Source organism: Shewanella intestini, from assembly GCF_018221465.1.
Lineage (GTDB): Bacteria > Pseudomonadota > Gammaproteobacteria > Enterobacterales > Shewanellaceae > Shewanella > Shewanella intestini.
Map to the genome: position 1 here is coordinate 25,122 of NZ_JAAIKR010000009.1, position 17,776 is coordinate 42,897.

Annotated in this window: 11 protein-coding genes; 1 reads left to right on the forward strand and 10 read right to left on the reverse strand. The window is 42.2% G+C overall.

What is annotated here, in order from left to right:
• Positions 1 to 655: 655 nt before the first annotated feature.
• Entirely contained in the window at positions 656 to 2,968 is a 2,313-nt protein-coding gene (locus tag G3R48_RS10235) for a S9 family peptidase (protein WP_153664751.1), read from the reverse strand.
• A gap of 198 nt (positions 2,969 to 3,166) precedes the next feature.
• On the opposite strand from G3R48_RS10235, the gene G3R48_RS10240 reads away from it, so the two are divergent.
• Entirely contained in the window at positions 3,167 to 4,159 is a 993-nt protein-coding gene (locus tag G3R48_RS10240) for a class 1 fructose-bisphosphatase (protein WP_153664753.1), read from the forward strand.
• Positions 4,160 to 4,451: 292 nt separating this feature from the next.
• On the opposite strand, the gene G3R48_RS10245 is transcribed toward G3R48_RS10240, so the two are convergent.
• The 9 genes from G3R48_RS10245 to G3R48_RS10285 form a co-directional block, all read right to left on the reverse strand.
• Positions 4,452 to 5,696: a dicarboxylate/amino acid:cation symporter gene (locus tag G3R48_RS10245; RefSeq protein WP_153664755.1), complete on the reverse strand. Its 1,245-nt coding sequence runs from the start codon at positions 5,694 to 5,696 to the stop codon at positions 4,452 to 4,454.
• Between the two features lie 307 nt (positions 5,697 to 6,003).
• Positions 6,004 to 7,155 carry a DUF7281 domain-containing protein gene (locus tag G3R48_RS10250; protein WP_153664757.1) on the reverse strand — a complete coding sequence of 384 codons (1,152 nt, stop codon included), beginning with the start codon at positions 7,153 to 7,155 and terminating at the stop codon, positions 6,004 to 6,006.
• A gap of 217 nt (positions 7,156 to 7,372) precedes the next feature.
• Positions 7,373 to 8,593, reverse strand: a complete 1,221-nt coding sequence (locus G3R48_RS10255) for a phosphoenolpyruvate carboxylase (protein WP_153664759.1) — start codon at positions 8,591 to 8,593, stop codon at positions 7,373 to 7,375.
• Entirely contained in the window at positions 8,590 to 9,258 is a 669-nt protein-coding gene (locus G3R48_RS10260; RefSeq protein ID WP_153664761.1) for a hypothetical protein, read from the reverse strand. The genes G3R48_RS10255 and G3R48_RS10260 overlap by 4 nt, the downstream gene beginning before the upstream one ends.
• Positions 9,258 to 12,941, reverse strand: a complete 3,684-nt coding sequence (locus G3R48_RS10265) for an ATP-binding protein (protein WP_153664763.1) — start codon at positions 12,939 to 12,941, stop codon at positions 9,258 to 9,260. Before G3R48_RS10265 ends, G3R48_RS10260 begins: the two co-directional genes overlap by 1 nt.
• A gap of 380 nt (positions 12,942 to 13,321) precedes the next feature.
• Positions 13,322 to 13,894, reverse strand: a complete 573-nt coding sequence (locus G3R48_RS10270; RefSeq protein ID WP_153664765.1) for a porin family protein — start codon at positions 13,892 to 13,894, stop codon at positions 13,322 to 13,324.
• A gap of 455 nt (positions 13,895 to 14,349) precedes the next feature.
• Positions 14,350 to 15,912, reverse strand: coding sequence for an alkyl hydroperoxide reductase subunit F (gene ahpF / locus G3R48_RS10275; protein WP_153664767.1), 1,563 nt, complete (start codon positions 15,910 to 15,912; stop codon positions 14,350 to 14,352).
• Between the two features lie 165 nt (positions 15,913 to 16,077).
• Entirely contained in the window at positions 16,078 to 16,647 is a 570-nt protein-coding gene (gene ahpC / locus G3R48_RS10280) for an alkyl hydroperoxide reductase subunit C (protein ID WP_153664769.1), read from the reverse strand.
• A gap of 343 nt (positions 16,648 to 16,990) precedes the next feature.
• Positions 16,991 to 17,734 (reverse strand): spermidine synthase, encoded by a 744-nt coding sequence (locus tag G3R48_RS10285; protein ID WP_153664771.1) that lies wholly within the window; start codon positions 17,732 to 17,734, stop codon positions 16,991 to 16,993.
• Positions 17,735 to 17,776: the final 42 nt, after the last annotated feature.

A 17,776-nucleotide genomic window follows, 5' to 3' on the forward strand; every position in this document is an offset into this window, starting at 1 on the left:
CGTTACCGATTAAAAACCAGGCTTGTGCCTGGTTTTTTTGTGGCTGAAATCACCTTCGTATAAACGCACAAATTATATTACGTTAGCTTAACTTACGCTAAATTAGCTTCAATGGGCTGACTACAGCTTATTTGTTTCAGTGGCTTACTTTAAATCCGTTGATAGCTTTGCACGCATTCAGGACAACGTATTTTTAAATACGTCTAATGTGATTTCATTGCACTTAGAAAGATCGTATTGAAATGACTCAATGTAAATTCATTTACACAAACTGCTTGTTTGAAGATAGCCTATTTTTAACTAGCTTTGTTTCTATATAAACACCCTTGAAATGCTAAGCGTTAAGCTTGCTTATTGTTAGCAAGCTTAGTTGGCATAGCCTGCTTTAGCGTCATCCCATCCCCAACTGAGTAAATATCGTTTATATCTGTATTAATCGGTTTATTGTTCGCGCCAGTACTCGTCGCATTTCACAGTGGATATCACTCAAATATGGCAAAAAACACAACACTATTGCCCCTGCGCCCTCTGATGTATCCATTAACGATAAGTCATTTAATCGCGATAAATGTGACAACCTAAAGTGAGTGACTCGAAAAGTGACATAAAAAATCCAGCCATGAGGCTGGATTTTAAATAGGTTAATTTGCTGCCATTATTTTAATTGGCTATTTAAAAAGGTCGCAATTGACTTATATAAGTGATTACGGACTTTTTCGCCGCGCATAGAGTGCTTAGAACCAGGATAGTCGATCATTTGGAACATACTACCTTGGTCTTGCAACGCTTTATAAACGCGAGTGCTGTTTTCAAACAATACGTTATCATCGGCCATACCATGGTACATCAACAAGCCCGACTGATAACCTTGTACATAAGGCATTACGCTACTGCTTTCATACCCCTTTTTATTGGTATTTGGGTTCCCCATATAGCGCTCTGTATAATAAGTATCATACAAGTGCCAGTCAGTTACTGGGGCACCAGATACGGCAGCTTTAAAGTAATCAGGCGCTTTAAATTGGCAAAGCAGTGCCATATATCCACCATAGCTGTGCCCATAAATACCGATATTATCGCCATCTACGTAATTAAGTGAACGTAAAAAATCGACACCGACTTTTTGATCGCGCACTTCAGCATCGCCCATGTTCTTATAAATAACCGATTCAAAACGCACACCTCGATTAGCTGAACCACGGTTATCAAGTTGGAAGACAATATAACCTTGTTGCAGTAAGTATTGAGTAAAGTAATCAGACTCACTCCAACTATTGGTTACCAATTGCGCGTGTGGGCCACCATACACTCTAACTAATACCGGATATTTTTTGCTACTGTCAAAGTCAACTGGTTTGAATAAACGGTACGCTAATGCTTGACCATCATCAGCAGTTAAGTGGCCAAATTCAGGCATTTGCCACAAACCGGCATATGCACTTAACGGGTGCTGCTTATCAATGTGATTTTGTTCAACCCACGCCAGTGGCTTACCATCTTGTTGATGCAAACTGATTTGCGGTGGTTGAGATAAACTGCTGAAATAATCGATATATACCGGTTTACTACTGGCAAATACGGCATTGTGCATGCCTGAACGTTGGCTCAGTTTTTCAATACTTGCAGGGCCTTTATTGATATTCACTCGATAAATATGGCGCTCAACAACACTGTCCTTACGGCCAGAAAAATACACCCAACCGTTGGCTTCATCAACATACTCAAGCTTATCAACAGCCCAGTCACCTTCAGTTAAAGGCGTGAGCTTATGATCTTTACCTGTTACTAAATACAAATGTTTAAAGCCTGAGCGTTCTGATCCCCAAATGAATCCAGATTGCTGCTTTAAGAAGTGTAAATCGTCATTAATATTGAGCCATGACTGACTGCGCTCTTCAATGTAAGTTTGGTTAGTTTGCTTAACTAAATCTGCAACACGTAAGTCTAATGTTTGTTGATCGCGGCTTTGCCATTGATACGATAACTGCTCGCTTGATGGCAGCCACTTTACCCTTGGTAAGTAAATGTCTTTGTCTTTCCCAAGATCAATCCACTGCACCTTTTTATCTGCAAGCGTAACAACGCCTAATTCAATTTCTACGTTCGCTTTACCTGCATACGGATAACGTTGCTGCGTGAGCTTAATGCCATCAGCATAGATTTCATTGCGAGTAACTAGCTCAACACCTGACTCATCAATGCGAGTAAAGGCAATTTTTGATTCATCTGGCGACCACCAATAACCGGTCATGCGATCCATTTCTTCTTGCGCAACAAACTCAGCCATGCCGTTTTTAATTGGGCCTTTGCCATCATGAGTTAACGCTGTTATCGCGCCATCAACCAATGACAATACATATAGGTTTTGCTCACGAATAAACGACACATAATGGGCTTTAGGAGACAAGCGAGCGTCGGTAACAAAACCTTCTCCGGTGTTAAGTGAATCTATTTTGTTAGATGCAACATGGTAAAGATATAACTGCCCAGAGGCTGGAATAAGAATAGAGTGGCCATCTTCTGACCAGAAATATTCCATAATACCTTGGCCGTAAATACGTTGGCGTTCACGACGCGCCTTTTCTTCATTTGAAAGCTCACCAGAGGCTAAATCATCGGCATTAATTAACATACTTCGCTTGCCTGTGATGGTGTCCATTTGCCAGAGGTCATAAAAATTCTGGTTATCATCACGTCCAGCTAAATACGTTACCCGTAAACCATCAGGTGATATTTGCAAGCCACGCGGGCTTGTACCAGCTAAGGCTGGGGATTGGTGAATACGTTCAATGGTTAATGGTGTTTTGCCACCATCAATATGAGTTAATGGTGCTGTAGTTAAATAGATCATATCTGCTGCCGTGGTGTTAGCGGCACTAATGGCGGGAGTAGACACCATTGCACCGGCAAGAATCAAAGGCATGACTGAAACGAATGAGACAGCCCTTTGTTTCCATGTTGTTTTCATTATTACTGGTCCTAGAAATTAAGATCATCTTGGTCATTCTGCCTGAAATGACTCCTGCATTGCAAAAACCGACCTGACAACGCTGAATTATGCCCCATTGTGCGCTATTATCCGCGCTAATTATAAAAAATACCGATTGCTGGCGACTAAAGAAACCAACAATCAACGACCTTAACCCGACCTGTCTTAGGAATCACCATGCAAAACTTGGCACAAACTCTGACTGCACAAGCAATTAATGCCTCATTAGCCGATTTACTTCTCACCTTAGCCGACACCTCAAAAGCAATCAGCCAAGCTGTTCGCCACGGTGCATTAGCAGGTGTTTTAGGTGCAACTGAACAAGAAAATGTTCAAGGTGAAACCCAGAAAAAACTCGACGTTATTACCAACGACATGTTGAAAGATGCACTAAAAGCAGACGGCAACGTCCGCGGTTTAGCATCAGAAGAAGAAGATTATGTTGTTGAAGTCAGTAAAGACGGTAAATACCTAGTGTGTTTTGACCCATTAGATGGTTCGTCAAATATCGATATCAACTCATTAGTCGGGACTATTTTCTCTGTTCTACCAGCCCCTGCGGGTGAGTTAACTGAACAAAGTTTCTTGCAAAAAGGTCGCGACCAAGTGGCGGCAGGTTATGTGTTATACGGCCCATCAACCATGATGGCATTAACCACAGGTAACGGAACTCAGTTCTTCACCCTTGACCCGAACAGTGGTGAATTTTTATTAACTCAAGACCAAGTAACTATCACCCCTGATACCGCTGAATTTGCCATTAACATGTCAAACCAACGTTTTTGGGAAGCACCAATGCAAACCTATATTGCTGACTTATTGATTGGTGAATTAGGCCCTCGTGAGCGCAACTTTAATATGCGCTGGATAGCCGCTATGGTCGGTGACGTACATAGAGTGTTATGTCGTGGCGGTATTTTTACTTACCCAACTGACAACAAGAACCCACAAAAGCCGTATAAATTACGTTTGATGTATGAAGCCAACCCAATGGCGTGGTTAGTTGAACAAGCTGGCGGTAAAGCCTCTACCGGTTACCAAACTATTTTGGATGTACAACCAACAGCTATCCATCAACGTGTTGCTGTTATTCTTGGCAGCGCCAATGAAGTTGATACTTGCTTAAGTTACCACGGACAAGACTACAGCCAAGAGCCTCAAGTCGACTAATATTAAGCGTATTGACACTAAGCCAAATAAAAAAACACCGCCAATTGGCGGTATTTTTTTATTTAATGTCATTTAATCAAACTCATCATTTAATTTAATGCCTATCACTGCATTGAATGAACAAGTAGCGCATCAAATAACGAATAAACTCATTCAATGCAGCCAAAGGATTTGCAATAGCACCATACTTAACCATCTAAGCTATTAATCATCTGAGTCATAAATCAATTAAGCTATTAATCATCTAAGCTAATAATAATCTAAGTCATAAATCAATTAAGTAACTAGCTAACTACGCTTTTTCTGCTGAGATTAAGTGCGATTGCTCAGTTTGATCCACAATGGTCAACACTGCAGTATCACCCACTACGTTGCATGAGGTCAGTACCATATCAATTAGGCGGTCTAACGCTGCGACAATAGCAAAAGCTTCTACAGGCAAGCCCATTTGATGAATAAGCACACCAATCATCACCATCCCGCCGCCAGGCACGCCACCAGCACCCACTGACAATAAAAACACACTAAACAATACCGCAGGAATTTGCTCACCCGTAATTGGCATGCCAAATGCGTTTGCCACAAAGAAAATTGCAATAGTGATATAAATCGACACCCCACCCATGTTCATCGTTGCCCCTAATGGCACACCAAAGCCTGCAACAGCGCGATTAACGCCAAGCTTATCGGTTAAGGTGCGCATAGTGACTGGAATCGTGGCATTCGAGCTTGCCGTTGATAACGAAAACAAAATTTGCTCGCGGGTTTTTTCTCTAAATTGCTTTGCCGATACTTGGGTAAACGCGCCAACAGCAATGGGATAGACCACGAAAATCCATAGTAATAATAATCCAAGGATTAATACCAGATATTGCACCACACTAAAGAAAATTTCAGGTTCTAAGGTTGCGCCAAGTTTAAACATCAACGCAAACACACCAATAGGTGCTAAGTTCATCACCACTGAAATTAAGCGCATCATAATGAGGTTTGCGATTTGAAAAGCTTTAACCGCGCCTTTAACAGGCTCCCCCAGCGACTTGATGACGCCGCCCAGCAGTAATGCCATAAAGATAATTTGCAGCATATTGCCAGAAGTAAACGCAGAGAACGGATTATTAGGCACGATATTAACGAGTAAAGTTATCAGGTTAGGTAATTCGGTGGCGGTGATTTCAACGCCGCCAGCACTGCTCATATCAACGCCTTTACCCGGCTCAATCAGCATGGCTACAGCAAAGGCTGCCATAATCGCAATCAAGGTATTAATAATATAAAAACCAAAGGTCTTACTGCCTAAACGACCAAAGCTTTTTAAGTCTTGCAGTTCACAGACACCACAAACAATACTAACAAATACCAATGGCACCACCAGCATCATGATCATGTTAACGAACATTTTGCCTATACCACTGGCAATATCCACCAAGGTGCCGGAAAAAAATGACACATCATGCAGTGCAAATTGCACAATACTACCCAGCAACACCCCTACAAATAATCCAATAAAAATCCGTGTCGATAATGAATTTTTCATTATTACTTATCCCCATTACAGGCTGTTACCTGCTTATATTTATTCTACAAATCAGTGCTTTTTTAACGTTAAGCCACAATGCTTAGCCGCAAAATGAACAAGGATACTGGAACATTGAGACAGGTAATTCAATCTACACTTGGTAATAAATATGCTGCAATAGTGTCATTATTTCACCACTACAACCTAAACCACTGTTTTACATGGATAAAAAATATTTTAAAAAATTTTATGTCAAAAAGATTACCGAAACACCACTAAAACAGCATAATCAGCTTGAAAAAACTAACTTTATAAAGCGAAAACACTATGACGATTGTTTTTTACGAGGAAGATATGTCAGACACATTGCGTGGGTTAATATATGTTGCTGCTTCACACTGATGCGATATTGTTGCATGGCATTAACCAACCCTTGCCAGTTGTGTAACATTGCATGCTGTAAGTACTTGTTGGCGCGAGCTTGCTTATGATCATCGTTGATATCATTAACTTGCACCATAGACAAAATATCTTCAGGCGAGGTTAATACCCACTGCGGTACAATCATCCCCTGACAACCTTTAAGTAAAGTGGCAATTTGGATACCTGCGGCATCTAAATCAGTTAATGCCGTCACTTTAATTTGCTTAGACAATACTTCGCAGTTATTAATGCGTTGCAACAATGCTTTACAACCCGCGGGAGAATTCACTCCGCCACCTCGGTACACAAACAAGCTGTTATTGAGCGTTGCAGCAATGGCATCATCAAAGTTCATTTGGGCAATGCAATCAAAACTATCTAAATTCTCAACCACAATCACTTGGGTAATATTGGCCTGCTGGCAATACGCTAACACCTTAGCAATCGGTACACGCAGCGCTACATCTGCTTCATAACATAACAAAGCAAGCGCTTGCTGTTTATTAGTTTGACGTTGCTGGGTTTGCTCATCACTCGCTTTGGTTACTGGCTTTGCAGTTGATTGGGAGGTATCGACTTCAGTGACTGCGTTTAAGCCACTTAGCGGCCCTGAGGGGGTTGTAAAGTTATTTGTCGATGTCGTTGACGATTGGGTTGACGATGTTGTGACAAGTTTAGCTGTGGCGTGCGCTGCGGTTGGCGCGATTAACGGATCAGCTTTGGAGTAACCCTTTAATTGTTTAACTAACACATAGCTGGCTTCGGGGCGGATATTAGCCCACTTCTCTTTATGAGAGCGCTTTGATAACTGATGCCTGTCAACATTAAAGCAATCTTCTAGGCGCACATCTAAACCATAATCCAGTTGCACCATTTCCTGTAAAATATCACGGTCTTTAGCGGTTAAATACAGCCACTTTTTGCTGCCATCAACTTCACCGACATCATAGTGATCACTTATTTTTTGCCAGTTAACCGAATTCTTGACCTTTTGCGACTGCTTTTTATAAGCACTGGCAATTGCATTAATTTGTGCTTTCGTTAACTCGGCCATATTACCTCTAGCGGTTAATTATCGGAGTAATAGCAAATAATAAACTCAACAACACTCTAGTGAAACTAAAGTGCTGTTATCAATTTAGTGGTTAACCATGCAAAGTCACTTAATCGCCAATATCTTAATACATAGTCAGTTAGCTACTAGCTATCCATAAATCACAAAATAGTAGCAGCTTAAGCGACTGCCATATTTCGGAAAGTACTTTCACACACTAGGCCAACCATAACTCCACGTCATGGATAATATAATTGCCACTATAAATAGGATCGGGCTCGCCAAGAGGTTCTAACTCAAAGAAGCGTTTATGTTCTTCAGGTAAGCCTTCATAGCCACCAATCACTTGGTAAATCCAGCTTTCACTGTCCCAAGGTAATTGCTTTTGGGCAAGATATTCTAAGGCTGACTGTGCTTGACCTGAGTCGATAATCGCGCAGAAATACTCATCCACCGCTTGTTTTAATGGATTGTCTGGAATAGCAAACTCTTGGGTATCATCTAATGAGAATGCCACTTCCGTTTCGCGAGTATTGAGCGGTTTATCGGTATGATTAATGGCTTTAACTTGCGCTACTATGTCCAGTAAATCCAGCTCATGTTGTGGGTTTTGTACATCGACATGTGCGGCAGCAAGCAAAGGCTCACTACAATTAAATAACGGCGCTATGTTGTTATGGCTGACATGATCATTAACCACATAATCAGGGTGTAAGTCATTATGCAATAACCACCCTTTAAGTAACCGAGTACGGCCTTGAATTTGCCTAAATCGACCCAGCAACTCAAATAAACGTGCCTGCACAACGCTGAGCTCTTGGGTACATTGGCTCAAGGTTTCTTGCATATTAGTGATTAACAATTTACGTAATTGGCGTATATCACCCGCAATCTCACCGAGTTCGCTAAATTGGAACATGTCTAAGCCATTTAGCAGCTCAGTAACTTGGCTTTGTGCCAGTTCATTTTCACGAATTTTCGCGCTAATACTGCCCACATAGCCAAACTCGTTATTAATCCGTCCCCACAACACCCGCACCGAATAACGCAAGCTGTCGGTAAAGCTATAAACATGCTCATTTAAGTCGGCTAAATAGGCTTCGCTAGCGCTGTAATCGCTATTGGCACGCGCTTCCTTATAGTGATCCGCTAAGGTTTTAATAGTGGCTAGCGCAGAACCAACATTGGCATCAATTTGCCTGTTTCGTTCATCACTTAACGCCTCTTCGAGTAACGCCCTAACCGAACGTTTTAAGCGTAAGTCTTGATCGGGCTCGGGACGCCATAAAATGCCGCTTTTTTTGAGTTTCTCCACCACTTTGTCATCGTGTTGCCCCTCGTTAATCGAGCCAGACAAATACACATCCATGACAACGTCAGCATGACGCCCTAACTGCTTCAGCAGCTTAACGCCTGCTTGATGCAAGTTATTGCTCATAGTAAATCCCTTTGAGTCGCGGTTTCCGCTTGAGCTTCAAGATTAAGCCCTTCGGTTTCATCAATAAAGCGGATCACTTCATACAAGTAATCAATTTTACCCGTGGCAATAAATAGCTGTTTTTCGGCATTGGGTTTAATCAAATAACCTAAATCCACCAACCGTTTAAACACCAATTTTAACTGACCGTCGGTGCTGCTTGAATTAGATCCAAATAAACGATAGCCACTTAATTTAGCCAGCTGTTCACTAAAAGCTGGGGTGTCTTCAATACATGTTTGTAAGTCGGTTAGTCGAATCGGCATGCCTTCACGCAATGGTTCATCTTGGCCATTGGCTTCTTGCACTAACAATAACCATTCCACCATTGGCACTAATGCAGCGCACACCTCTTTAAACTGACTCGACACCACTTTACGCTCCGCATCGCCTAATTGCAGATAGCCACAAAAAAACACGTCGCCTTCAGCGGCGCTACAAACCGTGCGGTTAATTTGATTTAAATAGTCTTCTACTCGTTCACGGGTTTGCGGGTTTTTAAGTGCTCGTAAACCGTCTTCGTTGGTGACTTTGCAGATAAACTCGCCTTTTAATAGCTGCTCAATCAGTTGGCCTGTGCCAACCAGCACGGTGTCAGAAGATGACGATAGTTGAGTTTGCGACATTATGCCTGCTCCCCGTGTTGTGATTGCTTATGTTGGGCAATACGTTGTGCTAATGGATTGGCTTTAGGCTTAACCACTTGCAGCTTTTTGGTTTGTTTATTAATGATATAGCGGTTGGTAAATAAGCTTAACACTTCAGACTCTGGGTTAGGAAACGCCCCTAACACGCTGATATTATTGTTCTCACAGGCATCAAATATCTTTTTCACATTTGCATGATGCAAGGTGCCCAGTTCATCAATAGGCCAATGAATAGTGACATCGGCTTTACCGCGTAATAAACGGGTAAATGCCAATAAGAACTTACATAAAATAAGGTAAGCCATACCGTGGCTAGACGATTCATTAAGCTGTCTGTCGGTGCGAATAACTAAGTCGCTATTGCCTTCTTTTAAGCGCAGTTCAATTTCCAGCAATTTAGCAACGCCACCGGTAAGGGCTGCGCGGCCAATAATATCTAACGCGCGGCGCATACTGTTGGTGTAGTTCTCGTCGGGCAATTGCGTGAAGTTATCGGCTTTCCAAGCTTTAAAGGCTTTAACAAAGTCTCTAAGCTCTGGCCAAAATTCTAACTCAGTAATGCGGGAACGAATTTTAACAGCCGATTCTGACACACCATCAAGGAATAACTCTTCGCCCACTTCGCGGGTAATTCGCGCACTTTGGGTGGCAATACGGCGATCAATACCTGCTAATACGTCATAAAAGCTATTTAATTGAATACCAAAGTTTCGCCCTTGCTCTTTAATGGCCATTAACGATTGCGGCACCAATTCATTTAATAACCGTTCAAGTTGTGGCACAAGCTTACGGTAATCGACAACCCGCATGGCCTTGTCGTTAACATAACTTGACTCTTCACGAGCACGCTCCCAAAACTCGGCCAAATTTGAACCAGACTTGCTAGAAATAACCGAATCAAAATGTTGAACATACTGCTTAACTGAACTGAGTAAATGATCTCGTTTTAATAGCAGCTCTTCACCTTGACGCAGACGCTCACCAATACTGCCGCTCGCTTGTTCAGCATTGCGCGGCAATGTTAATTCGGCCAATTTGCGCAACACCTCACGTAATTTGGTTAAGTTTTCTGAGGCGCTCACTTGTTCGCTATGACAGGTTTTACGCTGGGTTTCTAAACCATTGCGGCGGGTTTTCACTTCAGTCGACTTTTGAGTTAACTGTTGTTCTAAACTCAAGGCGGCTTGTTTAACATTGGCAAGTTGAGTTTGCAGCTTAGGCTTGCGGCTTAACCAAGCATGTTGATACCAATCGTCAAAGCGTAATACGTCACTGCGACGCTGCTCTGCAGAGCTAATTTTGGCTTCAAGAGTGCGAATTTGTTTTTTAAGGGCGATGATTTTGTCTTCATCAACACCACGTGATTTTAGCTCGTCTTTGTACCATGTTTCACAGGCTTTTTGCTCGGTTTTGGCATGTTGACGACGCTGCGCAATATTGGCTTTAATTTGCCCGAGCTGATTATCAATCACCCCAAGCACTTCTTGCCAGTAGGCGCTTTTTTCCATTCGCGCTTCTAATGCTTGCGCTTGTTGCTCTTCTAACCATTGTTGATGTTGGTTATGCAGCTGCTTTAGCTCATTGTCTAACTGGGTTAAGCGTTTGGTTGACTCCGCTTTACGCGTTGTTAGTGCAGCATTAATACTTTGCTGTTCGGTGCGTTTTTCTTCAAATAAACGGCGTAGATCTTCACGGCTATTTTTATACGTCGTACGAGCAACAGTTAACTCTCGGCTTAGTTTATCGAGCGCATCATTCATGTTCACTAACTGCGATTCAGCATCTTGCTGATGCTCTTGGGCAGTTTTTAACACGTCTTCGGCTTTTGCTAGAGCAATGCGCAGATCTTGCTCTGACTGCGCATATTCAGGCACATCAAGGTTATTTAAATCAAGATGAATGCCAAATAAGGTGTCCGTTTGGGCTTGTGACGCGCTAGGGTGTAAGTCGGTGCGGTGCAGCAGCTCAGGGGCAACGACTTTACCAAACGATTGCTCCCAACCCGGTGCTTCTTTGCGTAAAAACTCCAATAAGGTATGTGACTGCGGGAACAACATGGTATGCAGTTCGTCTTTCGCTTGGCTGGCTTCATTTACCCGAATGCTTGCCATGCGCAGGGCTTCATTCGCTTGATCGCGTTTAGCGCGTTGCTTACGTTCATCAGCAGTTAAGCGCTCTACTTTTTGATTGCAGACTTCTTGCTCTTCATCAGCGCGAGCAATACGTTCGTCAAAAATGGCTAAGCGGGTTTTCTCATCTTCAGTGTACGTTACGCCATCAATTTGATGCTTAAGCTCTACTTTGGTGAGCTTTAATTGATACTCTTGTTCGCTAAAGCGCGCTTTACCCGTTTGAGTTTGATCGCGCCATTGCTGTTCAAGTTGGGTCATGTCGTCATTAGACAATTCTCGCTTGGCATCACGTTGTTCGCGTTGGCTGTCTTGTTCTTGGTGCAGTTTGTCGAGCTCACGTGCTAATTGCTCACCAATTTTACTACGCCGAGCATTGTAAGCGGCCTCAACATCTTGGTGTTTTTCCGTTTGCAATTGGTGACGTTGCTGTAAGCTTTCTACGTCGCTGCGCCAATTGGGTAAGCTATCTAAATCAGCTTTGGCTTGCTCAATATTGGCATCTAAAAAACCCGCATGTTTGGCTTCAATCGCATCAAGTTCTTGCTCGCAACTTTGCACACTGGCATTGGCAGCGGAGATCTCTTGGTTTAGTTCGTCACGTATCTCTTTCCATTCGCTGTCTAAGTCAGCCAATTGACTGTTTAGCACACTGGCTTGCTGTAAATTCGCCTCTTGACGCTCCACTTCGCGGGTTTCATCATTTTTGTAGCCCTTGGTTAAACTGGCAAGACGTAGCTCGGCGCTTAATAGCTGATCAAACTCTTGAGCCAGTTTATCGTATTGGGGGCGGATTTCTTCAAAGCCTTGTACTAATTGGCTTTCACGGATCCACGATTCAACACGTTGCGGGTTAAGCCGTGACGCAGGCGGGTTGACGCCGTCCTCTTCTAAAATGGCGGCAATCATCGACTTAACCGTTTCCATTTTGCCTTCTTTTGAATGCACCGCTTTTGCTAGCTTTTCAATATGACGTAATGAGTGCTCGCCCTCGCATAATGAAAACTGTCGAGCATAAGTACGCAACTCACTGCGATTACTGCCAGTGGCGAGTAAACTGCGATCGTTTTGAATGATCGCTCTAAACTCACGGGTATTTAGCAAGTTGCTATGTGCAACTTTTTGACGCTTCATTTCACGGCCAAGATCCGCCATTGAATGACAAATAATGGTGTCACCATTGCGGCTTTTTACGAAATCCTCAAGCGTAAAACCTTGGGCAATAAAACGATAATTAACCCCTTTACCGTCACCTGCCGACGCCAACACGGCCTGATAAAGCAACCCATCTTGTTTTTGGTATTCGTAGATGATGTAACTCGAGTCGTGCGGCAGATACCAACGCTCAAAACTGTCGCGCGTAGACGGTACAACCCGGCTTGGGTATTCGCCATAAAAGACCGGCACAAGCCGCTGTAAGGTGGTTTTACCTGACGCATTGGTGCCACAAATATTAGTATGGCCGTCTAAGGCAAGTTCAACTACGCCTGGAAGATGGGTGTTTATCAGTACAATTCTTTTCAAGCTTGGCATGTGGGTCCTTTCCAAACAGGTTTATGATGATGGCATGGATAAAAGTTGTGGCATCAAATCAATCAGATGTTCGCCAATTGCGCAATAGTGAATACATTTAGCGCGAGTGCGAACAAAGCTCACATTACGTTAAAACAAAGTGCTAGGGTAAGCAATTGCTCGATAAGCTGATGATACGCTAGTTAGATGTAGATCAATGACTAACTATCGAGCAGTCAGTTATTGCACCTGAAAATTAGCCCAATCAAGCTAAAATCAGTCACAATTGTGCATTAAAAATGAAAAACATCCTTAAAATGACAAACGAAAACCAATAAAAAAGGCTACTTAACGTAGCCTTTTTTATTATGTTCATGGCGCGCTTGCACCATTAACCATGCTTAGAATTGGTAATGCATACCAAGAGCAAATTGCTTGATATCAACATCAAAGTCATCGTTAGAATCATCATCTTCAACATTACCTGTCGAAATATCATAACTAACACGTAAGTATAAGTTATCAGTTAATGCAGCTTTTATCCCCGCACCGTAAGCAAAACCAATACCTGAATAAGTAATATCATCACTATAATTAGGGTCAGCAACCACCGCCATTGACGCGACACCCACTTTGGCATAAGCGGCTAAAACGTCATTAAACTGATAGGTAAAAACAGGAGTGATAGCTAATGTGCCAGCAGTAATATCAGTATCACTATTATCATTTAAGTCGCCAGACACAGCAAGGTTAGCTTCTAAAGCAAACCAATGGTTAAACTGATAACCACCATAGACGCCAACGCCAGCACCAGACTCTGAATGATGGTCATCACTATCTTTTAACGTCATCTGACTAACAGAACCACCGACATAAAAACCATTGTCACTGTTGTGTGTTGGCGCTTGCTCAGCTAATGCAGGCGCTGACATAGAAATGACAACAGCCGCGGCGGCGATAGAAAGAGATTTCATTGTTATTCCTTAAGAAAGTAAATTGTTATCTTTTGCGTGCAAACAGTATAAACCCGAAAGTCATAAACCTATAATTTAATTAGTGTTTATAAACATTACCCCAACACCAAACCAACAATTATTTAGCGCATATTGCTCGGTAAAGCGCGCTATCTAATGATAATGAAAACTTAACTGTGAATAACAAATCACCGCCATTGATGACAAGAATGCAGATTTAACCGAAATGGGATCCAATAGCATCAACGTTTAAATTTACTCGCTAACAGTACATAATGAAATGAGAAATGACATCAATAACATACACATCAAATAGACAATAAGACTGCCACGATAAAACAAAAAATCGATACTGCATTTGCGGTATCGATTTTTGATTTATGCTGACATTAGCAGCCATTTATTGCTCAACATTTTGTTAGCTAATCACGCTGGCTGAGCGTATCAAATGCAATTTATGCTATCGCTGCTTGTTGAGGTTCAGTTTGGCGAATGAGGTAATCGAAAGCACCAAGTGATGCAGTCGCTCCGCTCCCCATTGCAATAATGATTTGCTTAAATGGGCTATTTGTCATATCGCCTGCGGCATATACGCCCGGTATCGATGTTTGACCTTTAGCATCCACAATCACTTCACCGCGCTCAGTTAAATCGACCACCCCTTTAAGCCATTCGGTATTAGGAATTAATCCAATTTGAACAAAAATACCTGCTAATTCAACATAGTGACTTTCGTTAGTGGCACGGTCGGTGTATTGCAAACCAGTCACTCGATTACCATCACCGAGTACTTCAGTGGTCATGGCTTGTTTGATAATCGTTATGTTACCCATTGATTGTGCTTTAGCTTGTAGCACTTCATCAGCACGTAACTTGCTATCAAACTCTAATACGGTGACATGCTCAACAATGTTTGCAAGGTCAATTGCCGCTTCAATTCCTGAATTACCGCCGCCAATCACTGCAACACGCTTACCTTTAAATAATGGACCGTCACAATGTGGGCAATAAGCCACACCTTTACCGCGGTAAGCTTGCTCACCTGGGACGTTCATTTCGCGCCAGCGTGCACCCGTGGCTAAAATAATTGACTGACTTTGTAAGTGTGCGCCGCTTTCAAGCTCAACATTGAAGCCACCGTCTTGTGACAAGCTGATGCCGCGCTGGTTGTCCATAATGTCGACATCGTAGTCACGCACATGGCTCTCAAGGTTAGCAACCAATTTTGGCCCTTCGGTTTTCGACACTGAAATAAAGTTTTCAATTCCGACCGTTTCAGCGACTTGGCCGCCAAATTTGTCAGCAACAACACCTGTTGTTAAGCCTTTACGCGCAGCATAAATAGCTGCTGCTGCACCTGCTGGGCCGCCGCCAACGACTAAGACATCAAATGGCGCTTTTTCATTTAATAACTGTGCTTGACGCGCACCGGCATTGCTATCAATTTTATTTAAAATCTCTACTACGCTGATAGAACCTACAGAGAAAGGCTCGCCATTTAAGAACACTGATGGCACCGACAATATATTGCGCTGTTCAACTTCTTCTTGGAACAATGCGCCATCAATCATCACATTAGTAATATTGGGGTTAATTGCGGCCATCATATTCAGCGCTTGTACCACTTCAGGACAAGTTTGGCAGCTTAATGACACGTAAGTTTCAAAGGCAAACTTACCTGGGATCGCTTTAATTTGTTCAATGACATCAGCATCAAGCTTAATGTCGTGACCACCGCTGTGTAATAACGCTAACACTAACGAAGTAAACTCATGCCCCATTGGTAATCCAGCAAAAGTAATTTGCGTCCCTTGGGCATTGGTAATAGTTAAACTTGGCGCTCTTTCACCCACGCTATGAGTCAATTGCACTTTGTCACTGACATCAACGATGTCTTGTGCAAGGCTATTAATTTGGGCTGATTTCTCACCTTCTCCAGCAGACACCACAAGCTCAACTGGGTGTTTGAGATGTTGCATATAAGACTTCAGTTGATTTTTTACATTGGTATCTAGCATAACGGATCCTTAATTTTAGCGCGCAGTTAACCACTAATGTGCTGTATAACCACATTTTATCTGGCGTTAATATCTTGAGTAAGGGGTGCCAGCTACCAAAGGGTGAACTTGATAACTGGCCGGAGAGATGATGTTGCTTGGCTTTAAACTAATCGTTTAGGATGATTAGATTTTACCGACTAAGTCGATTGATGGAGCAAGTGTTTCTTCACCTGGTTGCCATTTAGCTGGGCAAACTTCACCATCATGAGTAGCAACATATTGAGCAGCTTGAATTTTACGAACTAACTCAGAAGCGCTTCGACCAATACCAAGGTCATGAATTTCAGCCACTTTCACTTCGCCTTCTGGGTTCATTACAAATGTACCACGAAGTGCTAGACCGTCTTCTTCAATCATCACACCGAAGTTGCGAGTGATTGCGCCAGTTGGGTCACCAATCATTGGGTAGTTAATTTTACCGATGGTGTCAGAACTTGCATGCCATGCTTTGTGAGTGAAGTGAGTGTCAGTCGATACTGAGTAAACTTCAACGCCCATTTCTTGTAATTTAGCGTAATGGTCAGCCATGTCACCAAGTTCAGTAGGACAAACAAATGTGAAATCAGCAGGGTAGAAAAACACAACTGACCATTTGCCGAGTAAATCTTGCTCAGTAACGTCAACAAATGCGCCGTTATGGAATGCAGTTGCTTTAAATGGCTTGATTGTGCTGTTGATGATTGACTGTGTCATGTTTAACTCCATTAAATAAATTAACTTTCAATTTTGGCTGACGGTATTTATGTTCAATAAATGCGGCGAATTGTCTTTTTCAATCAGCTCGTCGTCATTCGATGGAGTTAGAATAGCCAAACGTATTAATTATGTATAACGGACAAAATCTATCATCTTAATCGGTTTTATCAAAAAGCAGATTCAGATTAAAAAAACCTCGATAAATGCGCTTTGCAGTACAAATAAACAGCAAAATAATGTAGCGATAAATCAAGGGATGAATAACAATGGTTTCGTTGATCTGAACACTTGCATTTTTAAAATAACATGACTTAAAAATAAGCCATGTTATTTAATTAGCTTATTTCCATTCATTAAAACGCGTCAACACGCGAGAAATATTAAAATCTAACTTTTGAGATAATGCTTGAGTAGCCGTTTTATTGGTTGCCAGATTAAAGCCGTTGTCTTGTTGACTGGCAAAAATAACCCAATTACCGCCACCAGTTAAACACGCATAAACATAAGTAAAGTGTTGTTGTAAGCGCTGCTTAAAGTCGTCGTCGCGGCTGTGTTCTTTCCAACAATTAAACACCACCATGCCGCCTTGTTTTAAGCGTGCAATACAATTGCTAATAAACTCATCAGCCATTTGTTGTTTATCAACGCCTTTTTCGCTGTACATATCGGCATAAATTACATCCACTTTTTTATGCTCAACATTGGCAATAAAATCGATAGCGTCATGATTTAATACGTTGAGTTTTTTACCCAAAGGTAATTGAAAATAGCGTTTAGCGGCCGCTATCACTAACGGTCGTAATTCTACCGCGGTAATTTTTACACCACTGTCATAATGACGTAGCGCATGGACTAATGCGCCGCCGCCCAAGCCTAAAATAATTACGCTTTTAGGCTGGTTAAACAGTAACGAAGCCAACATAGCTTGCACATAAGTATGTTGGGCTATGTGAGGTTGTTGCTTATAAAGCTTAGTTTGTTCGTCATTATCGCCAAAGGCAAGTACGCGATAATCACCATCATCTAACACACAAAAATCGCCAATGGCATCACTGCCCGTATGGATAACACTGTAATCTGACATTTAAAACTCAATAAGCTTATTTAAGGACATCATTATACAGTA

Bases quoted from the DNA above. Each gene is read 5' to 3' on its own strand.
- G3R48_RS10235 (WP_153664751.1), bottom strand. From the start codon at position 2,968: ATGAAAACAACATGGAAACAAAGGGCTGTCTCATTCGTTTCAGTCATG.
- G3R48_RS10240 (WP_153664753.1), top strand. From the start codon at position 3,167: ATGCAAAACTTGGCACAAACTCTGACTGCACAAGCAATTAATGCCTCA.
- G3R48_RS10245 (WP_153664755.1), bottom strand. From the start codon at position 5,696: ATGAAAAATTCATTATCGACACGGATTTTTATTGGATTATTTGTAGGG.
- G3R48_RS10250 (WP_153664757.1), bottom strand. From the start codon at position 7,155: ATGGCCGAGTTAACGAAAGCACAAATTAATGCAATTGCCAGTGCTTAT.
- G3R48_RS10255 (WP_153664759.1), bottom strand. From the start codon at position 8,593: ATGAGCAATAACTTGCATCAAGCAGGCGTTAAGCTGCTGAAGCAGTTA.
- G3R48_RS10260 (WP_153664761.1), bottom strand. From the start codon at position 9,258: ATGTCGCAAACTCAACTATCGTCATCTTCTGACACCGTGCTGGTTGGC.
- G3R48_RS10265 (WP_153664763.1), bottom strand. From the start codon at position 12,941: ATGCCAAGCTTGAAAAGAATTGTACTGATAAACACCCATCTTCCAGGC.
- G3R48_RS10270 (WP_153664765.1), bottom strand. From the start codon at position 13,894: ATGAAATCTCTTTCTATCGCCGCCGCGGCTGTTGTCATTTCTATGTCA.
- ahpF (WP_153664767.1), bottom strand. From the start codon at position 15,912: ATGCTAGATACCAATGTAAAAAATCAACTGAAGTCTTATATGCAACAT.
- ahpC (WP_153664769.1), bottom strand. From the start codon at position 16,647: ATGACACAGTCAATCATCAACAGCACAATCAAGCCATTTAAAGCAACT.
- G3R48_RS10285 (WP_153664771.1), bottom strand. From the start codon at position 17,734: ATGTCAGATTACAGTGTTATCCATACGGGCAGTGATGCCATTGGCGAT.